Annotated in this window: 5 protein-coding genes and 1 pseudogene; 3 read left to right on the forward strand and 3 right to left on the reverse strand. The window is 45.2% G+C overall.

Going from position 1 to position 8,337, the window contains the following annotated elements; translation table 11 throughout:
- The coding region (locus PX484_RS14615; protein WP_288104417.1) for a histidine kinase at positions 1–1,024 on the reverse strand (1,024 nt) is incomplete at its 3' end.
- Between the two features lie 147 nt (positions 1,025–1,171).
- Between PX484_RS14615 and PX484_RS14620 the strand changes: the two genes are divergently transcribed.
- Positions 1,172–2,761 carry a glycoside hydrolase family 57 protein gene (locus PX484_RS14620; RefSeq protein ID WP_002801847.1) on the forward strand — a complete coding sequence of 530 codons (1,590 nt, stop codon included), beginning with the start codon at positions 1,172–1,174 and terminating at the stop codon, positions 2,759–2,761.
- A 251-nt stretch (positions 2,762–3,012) separates the two neighbouring features.
- Here PX484_RS14620 and PX484_RS14625 read toward each other — a convergent pair whose 3' ends face one another.
- Entirely contained in the window at positions 3,013–4,551 is a 1,539-nt protein-coding gene (locus PX484_RS14625) for a serine/threonine-protein kinase (RefSeq protein WP_287766743.1), read from the reverse strand.
- Positions 4,552–5,706: 1,155 nt separating this feature from the next.
- Here PX484_RS14625 and cruF point away from each other — a divergent pair.
- Entirely contained in the window at positions 5,707–6,621 is a 915-nt protein-coding gene (cruF, locus tag PX484_RS14630) for a gamma-carotene 1'-hydroxylase CruF (protein ID WP_288104420.1), read from the forward strand.
- Between the two features lies 1 nt (position 6,622).
- Positions 6,623–7,813, forward strand: a complete 1,191-nt coding sequence (gene cruG / locus PX484_RS14635) for a 2'-O-glycosyltransferase CruG (protein WP_288104422.1) — start codon at positions 6,623–6,625, stop codon at positions 7,811–7,813.
- 343 nt (positions 7,814–8,156) lie between these two features.
- On the opposite strand, the pseudogene PX484_RS14640 reads toward cruG, so the two are convergent.
- Positions 8,157–8,337 (reverse strand): annotated as a pseudogene (locus tag PX484_RS14640) (hypothetical protein); the annotation flags it as partial.

Genomic DNA, 8,337 nt, shown 5'->3' on the forward strand with positions numbered 1-8,337 from the left:
CCTCATCCCGTTTGAGACGCACATGACCCTCAAAAATATGCTCTTGTTTTTCTTCGGGAATGCCGGGGCCGGTATCACTGATGCTCACTTGTACTTTTTGAGTAGTACGATGGAGGACAGAAAGGGTAATTGCGCCGCCGGCGGGGGTATATTTGATGCCATTCTCCAAGAGATTAATAATCACCTGTCGGATTAACTCCTCATCAGCATAGACGGGGGGCAGATCTTGGGGGATATCGCTTTGGAGAATTAAAGTCTTTTCCTGAAAAGTATCGGTAAATTGGGACAAAATTTCCTGACAGAGGGCTTGCAGATAGAATTTACTCTGTTGGAGAGTGAATTGCGCCGCCATGCTCTTAGAAGCTTGCAGAATATCCGTAATCAAACGGTTCATAATCCGGAACTGTTTGCGGGCCTGTTGGTGCAGTTGTTCTCGTAATTGCAGACTGCGCTCAGTATCTGGTTGATGATAGGCTAATTCGAGGGTTTCCACGGCGATGGAAGCGGCGGTAAGAGGACTGCGTAAATCGTGGGCTAACATAGCCAAAATTTGGTCTTTAAATTTTAATTGTTCTAATAATTCTTCCTTTTCCTGTTTGAGACGAAAAACCTCATCGGCGATGCGGATGAGTTCGCCCGAATGTTCCACCTCTTGAAGTTGTGCATCATCAGCGTGATGATTTTTGACCTCCTCTTTAATCGCTTTTTGCCAACGTACCAACCATTTTTTAAACTGTTCCACCAGATTACTGCCCGCGAGGGTATGGCGGGGGCCGGGGGCAATTTTGACCAAGGCGGGGGTAGCTACAAGGCGAAAATGTTCGACTAAATGAGGTTGCTGGCGAATTTCGATGATTTGTAGGTCAATCGGGTAATCAGACTTTAAAGACTGGAGATAGGCCTGAATTTGACGGATAATTTCTTGAGAACTGGGACGGTCATCAACAAACAGCAAAAGTTGAATCGAGAGAGGCGTTGTCGTCTCTCTCCCTAAAGCAGTCAGTGGCTCGTTAGATGGGAGCATCGGAAAATTAGTAAACCTAGGGATTGACGAGATCGATCGACGATCGATCGACTTTTATCATATTCTTTATTGTAGAAGCTTAAGATAGTATAAAATCTACTCAACCTAATCTTAAAGTTTTATTCCTTAATTCTAAGAAGAAATCCTATGGCTTTTGGCTATGTTGCCCTAGTTCTCCACGCGCATCTCCCTTTCGTCCGCCATCCCGAAAGCGATTACGTCCTCGAAGAAGAATGGTTATACGAAGCAATCACAGAAACCTACATCCCTCTGCTGCAAGTTTTTGAAGGTCTCAAGCGGGACGGTATCGATTTTAAAATGACCATGAGCATGACTCCGCCGTTGGTGTCGATGCTGCGGGATCCGTTACTGCAAGAGCGTTATGAAGAACACTTAGGTAAGTTAGAAGAATTAATTGCTAAAGAAATCGACCATAATCAACACAATGGCCATATTCGCTACTTAGCCGAATATTACGCTGAATCCTTCCAAAGTATCCGACAAACTTGGGAAAAATACGATCGAGATCTGGTCAAAGCTTTTAAACAATTCCTTGACAGTAATAACCTAGAAATTATCACCTGTGGTGCGACTCACGGTTATATGCCCCTGATGAAAATGTACCCACAAGCGGTCTGGGCGCAAATTGAGGTGGCCTGTCAACACTACGAAGAAAATTTCGGTCGTCGTCCCAAGGGCATTTGGTTGCCGGAATGTGCCTACTACGAAGGGGTAGAAAGAATGTTAGCCGATGCGGGCATTCGTTACTTCCTCGTCGATGGCCACGGTATTCTCTACGGTCGTCCTCGCCCCCGTTACGGCAGTTACGCGCCCATTTTCACGGAAACCGGGGTGGCTGCTTTCGGTCGTGACCACGAATCTTCTCAACAGGTTTGGTCTTCCCAAGTCGGTTATCCGGGGGATATAGTTTATCGGGAATTCTATAAAGATTTGGGCTGGGAAGCGGAATACGAGTATATTAAGCCCTATATCATGCCCAACGGTCAACGCAAGAATATAGGCATCAAATACCATAAAATTACTAGCCGGGACGGTGGTTTATCGGAAAAAGGGCTTTATGACCCTTACTGGGCCAAAGAAAAAGCCGCCGAACACGCGGGCAATTTTATGTATAATCGCGAGCGGCAAGTGGAGAGTTTAGCGGGAATTATGGGCCGTCCTCCCCTGGTTGTTTCTCCCTACGATGCCGAGTTATTCGGTCACTGGTGGTATGAGGGACCCTGGTTTATTGATTTTCTGTTCCGTAAGTCCTGGTATGACCAAAATATCTACCAAATGACCCATTTAGCCGATTATCTCCGGGCTAACCCGACTCAGCAGGTCTGTCGTCCTTCCCAATCCAGTTGGGGTTATAAGGGTTTCCATGAATACTGGCTGAATGAAACTAACGCTTGGATCTATCCTCACCTACACAAAGGCACGGAACGGATGATTGAATTAAGTCATCACGAAGCGGAGGATGAATTACAGGAACGGGCTTTAAATCAGGCAGCCCGGGAGTTATTATTAGCGCAATCTTCTGACTGGGCCTTTATTATGCGAACCGGTACAATGGTTCCCTATGCTGTCCGGCGCACTCGTTCCCACCTGCTGCGGTTAAATAAAATCTATGAAGATGTGAAATCCGAGAAGATTGACTCTGGTTGGTTGCAAAAAGTCGAGGAAATCGATAATATTTTCCCCAATATTGATTACCGTGTCTATCGACCTCTGTAATCTGGGTGAGTAGATAGGGTTAGCTGAATAAATCTAAAAACCTTGTTGGGTAAGACTTTTAGACTTTTTGTCAATCAAAAAGTACCAGATATGGGAGTGGTCGGGGGGAAAATTCAGGGACTTTTTCCCTGAAAATTAGGTAATTTACCCGATGAAAATGGGTAAAACCCCACACCCCACACCCCACACCCTACACCCTGCCCCTAGGAAAAACTTTTTCAGCAGACCCTAGTTAATGCCTCCCTAATTTTTTAGGGATGCGGGGGTAATTCTGAGGCTAATTTGGCCAGAATTTTGGGTTTAAGTTCCTGGAGTTTCTGTTTTAACATCCGCTTGCTAATTTGTGGGCTGCCAATCTGGGCAAATTGACTATCGGTCAGCCATTGCTGCAAATTTTGGCATTGATTGGCGGGAATATTGGCGGTGATCACATTTTCGCAGATATTGCCGCCTTCGAGGGAGAAAAATAAAATCGAGTATTGACCGGTTTCGCCGAGGGTTTTGGTCATTTTTTGACCCTGGGGGGTTTTTAAGTCCAAATAACAGGGCAACCAGCGCGGCCCCTGTTGACGATGATAGAGGACAGTAATCCAGAGAATCATCGGGTGGGGTGTGGGTAAAAAGAGGAATTGATTATAACGGACACTAGCAACCCGGACGGGGATATCTTCTCGAGCCAACATTACCCATAAACTGGCAAAAATGCCGTCAGCAGCCTTGATACAGCGTGAGAAGACGATTTTTTGGCGCGGTTTATCCTCGGGCCAACTGGACTTGAGACAGATATCCTTCCCATTAGCACCAGAAACACTGGTTCGATCTAAATCATCAAGGGTTTTAGTTTTGCTGGTGTAATCGTCGATTTTTTTGACTATTTCACCGATACGATGCAATTTATTGGGTTGATTATTTTTGACTAGGGGTTCGAGTCGTTCGAGAAGTTGTAGTATATCTGTAACACTTTGCGGTCGATCGCTGGGTGCTTTGGCTAAACAGCGCAGGATTAACTGTTCTAATTCTGGCGGTAATTGCAAGCTAGGATTAAAGGGACGGGGTTCAACGTAGTGGTGAACCTCATACCAACCGCCAAAGGAGGGATTATCGGGAAAAACGGGCGTTTCTCCCGTGATCATCTCGTACATCATAATCCCAAAACTGTAGATATCGGAACGATGATCGAGTTCTTTACCTTCCATCTGTTCTGGGGAACAATAGGCTAAGGTTCCCATAAACGATTGGGTTTGGGATTCTCCCGATTGGATGAGTTTAGCGATGCCAAAATCGAGAATTTTCACCAATTCCCCTAATCCTGAGTCCTGAATCACGATAATATTGCTAGGTTTGATGTCCCGGTGAATAATCGGACACATCTCGCCTTGGAAGATAATACCCTTATGGGCGCATTCGATGCCGAAACAAATCTGACGGGTGAGATGAAAGAAGCGCGGGAGAGGCAGCGGGTGATATTTGATGATTTCTCCTATGCTTTCCCCCTGCAAAAATTCCATGACGTAGAAGGGGACTTCCTTTTCATCTACACCATAATCACGAACTTTAACAATATGAATACTTTTTTCGCCTAAAAGTGCCGAAATAGTCGCCTCTCGCTCGAAACGCTCGCGCATTTTTTTGTTGAGGAGAGTTTGCGAGAGGAATTTCACGGCGACGGTTACGCCACCTAATAGTTTATCTTCTGCTCGATATACTTGTCCCATGGCACCGCTACCGATCAACTCGACCAGTTGGTATCGATTGGCAAGTAAACGCCGATGTCTAGATTCTGCCGACATAGCTAGGCTACCGTTTTAATTATAGTGAGTCTGATGGAGAGAGTTTTTTTAAGAACTGCTGCAATTACTAGGTGATCGAGAGGACTTAATCTTAGAATGCTTTTTTTAGGTTAAAAGCATGATTGTTAACATATATTTTCAGGCATTTTTAGTCATTGCCTCTTGCCTAATTAATTTTTGGGGGTTAAAAAAATGAAAAAACTAAGTTTGACACTCCCGTCGCTAAAAGCGAGGGATTTTTGGTTCATCGAGTCCACTTAAATTAGATGCCTTGCGTTATCCAACCCAGAGGTGGTTCTCACGCTTGCGCGTTACTTTTCGTATGCCCTACGATAGTTGTATTTCTACAAAGTTTGCTTGAATTGAAGTGTTAACTCCAAATACTGCTTTGTCTAGTTCCTGTAAAGATTTTACATCACGAGCGGGTGAGAAACTAGAACTATTGAGTAGAAACCCAGATCTTTGATTTTCAAGGTGCAGATACCGTAGTGATTAGACTACAGGAGTTTTTAAATCGGTTGATTACCCTATCTGCTCTACTTATATAGTAGCTATTTAGCCTGAGTAGGTCAAGTCCCTTAAAAGAAGAAGTTATTCGAGATTTTGTCAGGAGACTGGACACTTATTTTTAATCGTTCTTCGTGTCACTGAGCCTTTACATTGATCCTTTACATTGAGCCTGTCGAAATGTGTCGAAATGTGGACACTGATCCTGTCGAAGTGCTGTTTTATATTGGTCGGGGTTTCATCTCGTCTCTAAAAGCGAGGGTCTTCGCCCCGACATTTGAGATAAAATCTCCAAATAGACAATTTGATTGATTATTATGACCACTGACTCCTGCCTGCTGATACCAAATCCGTTTTTAATAGTGTGATTAACTCCCAAGTTATCAATTGTTTCTCCCCGCTCCGCTCTCCCCACCTCCCCCCGCAACGCGCACGAAGTGGTCTTCCCTCTCCCTAATTCATAATTCATAATTCCCACTCCCCTATACCTTCTAAACAGGATTTAGTATGACTCCTAAACCACCACTACAGGAAACTCCCTAGCCCCCCTAAAACTTTTTTGCCGAAAGTGACCGATCTGCGTAATAATTCTTTAATAAAGATTTGTAAACTTGAAAATGATTATCCTTTCGCAGTGCTAGAGATTTAATGAGACGACTAATTGCGATCGAAAAAGCTCTGCTCATCGGTCATATTGTATCGATGGCTTTTGGACTAGCCGGATTGTTGCTAGTTCTGCCCCATCCCGAATTTGTGGCCAATTTACCAGATTTTGGCAAAACCTTCTTTGCTTGGTCAATGGCTGGGGGGGGTGTGGTGTATATGGTGTTAGGAATGGCAGCCGTGGCTGTTTATGCCTATCGGACTCTAGGAGTGTGGCACTGGTTAGGATTCATGGTTCCCGCTATCAGTTTATCCCTTTGTAGCGAACTATTAGGAACCAGTACCGGCTTTCCTTTCGGTCATTATCGTTATCTTTCGGGCTTAGGTTACAAAATTGCGGGTTTAGTCCCCTTTACTATCCCCCTATCTTGGTTTTATCTCGGTTTTAGTGCCTATATCATCGCTCGTGTTGGTTTATCCACTCTTGCTATACCCCAATGGCTACAAAATCTAGGATCGATCGCTATCGGGGCGGTATTATTAACTTCCTGGGATTTTGTCCTAGATCCGGCCATGAGTCAAACTACCATACCCTTCTGGATTTGGGAACAACCGGGGGCCTTCTTTGGGATGCCCTATGAAAATTTTGCCGGTTGGTTTGGCACGGGCTGTGTTTTTATGACGGTAGCCACTTTAATTTGGCAAGTGCAACCGGTGAAACTGCCAAGTCAAGATTTAACCCTGCCTTTTGTGATGTATTTGGGTAATTTTGGCTTTGCTACGGTCATGAGTATGGGTGCCGGTATTTATCCGCCGATTTTCTTAGGATTACTCACCGGTATTCTGCCTTTAACACTCCTCTATAATCGCGCCAAGGCTGTTGCTTCCGGGCAAACAGTGGCAACCAGCGAAGTAACAACCCTAAAAATTCCCGTTGTTTCGGTGAGAGGAGCCAAATAAGTTGTTAACTGAGATAATTCTCGGTGCATTCTGCCTGGGGCTACTACTGTCTCAGGCTGTTGCCTTTTTTATCCTTCTTTCCCGTCTGCTAAAAGGGGCGCGTCGTCGTCCTCCCCTGACTCCCCAACCCCCCACCCCGGAGATGTTAGGGACAGTAAGCGTGATTGTGCCGACGTTAAACGAAGTGGCCAGGATTGACGGTTGTTTACAGGGATTGAGTCAACAGAGTTACGAAGTGCGAGAAATTCTGATTGTCGATAGCAATTCCCAAGATGGTACGCGGGAAAAAGTCAAAGAGATAGCGGCAAAAGACCCCCGCTTTCGCTTGAAAACCGATTATCCTTTGCCCCCCGATTGGGTAGGTCGTCCCTGGGCGTTACACAATGGTTTTTTGTTTAGTTCTCCTAAAAGTGACTGGATTTTGGGCATTGATGCCGATACCCAACCCCAAGCAAATTTAGTCGCTAGTTTAGTTAAAGCTGCGCTCGCAGAAGGTTATGATTTAGTTTCCCTGTCGCCGCAATTTATCCTCTCCTATCCGGGAGAATGGTGGTTACAGCCGGCTTTATTGATGACTTTGCTCTATCGCTTTGATGCGGCCGGAGTGCGCGGGCAAGATCCCCAACGAGTCATGGCCAATGGTCAATGTTTTCTCTGCCGGCGGTCAGTTTTAGCGGCTTTAGACGGTTATAGCGGGGCAAAAGGTTCTTTTTGCGATGATGTCACCCTGGCCCGTCTAGCGGCGACGAAAGGCTATCGGGTGGGATTTCTCGATGGGGCGAAGTTGATTCGCGTGCGGATGTACGAAGGACTTAAGGAAACTTGGCGCGAATGGGGCAGATCCCTTGACCTCAAAGATGCCTCCTATCAGGGGCAATTATGGGGCGATTTAGCTTTATTAGCTCTTACTCAGGGATTACCGATAATTATCACCCCTTTACTGCTCACAGCTTTGATTTTTGGCTACAATTTCCTGAGTTTAAAAATTGTTTTGACTTTAAACCTGCTGCTGTTATTGATTCGTTTTGCCCTTTTATTGGCTGTCTCTCCTAGCTACTATCGGGGCAAAAAAGTCAATCTATCTTCGGGATTATTTTGGCTATCTCCCCTCGCGGATCCGCTGGCAGTTATCCGCATTTTTATCTCTGCTTTTACCCGTCCCCAAAGTTGGCGCGGTCGATTGTATCAGTGAATTGGAAAATAAACATTGGGTGTATTAGGCCCCCCTAACGGTAGATTGATTCATGAATCAATCTACTATGAGAGCAAAAACCTGTACTCCTCTACTCCCTAGCTTACCTCATAAGCCATTAAGAGTAGCAAAAAAAAGAATTAGATTCGGAGAATGAATCAGCCCCAGTATTAAGGGGGAATTGGCACCCTCCTTATCAAGGGGGGCAGGGTAGGGTTGATTCATGAATCAACCCTACTATGAATCAACCCTAGAAGGCAGGGGGAGATCGAAGGCAAAATCTATCTTCTATGTAATTAGAACCACTTACTTAGAACAGCCTTAATTATACTAGCCTTTTCACTTAAAACCGAGGAATATGATTAAAAAGATGACGCATGACCACAAACTCCCAACAAAATAACGAATAGCCATAACCCTGCTGCTCCACCGTCCTCACCTGAGCTTGTAAACCCTTTAAGGAAAAATCAGGATTCCAACCCGCATATAAACCCACCCCCACCGGCACATACCGGGAAGCTGTC

Source organism: Microcystis sp. M49636_WE2 (genome assembly GCF_030065375.1).
Lineage (GTDB): Bacteria > Cyanobacteriota > Cyanobacteriia > Cyanobacteriales > Microcystaceae > Microcystis > Microcystis aeruginosa_C.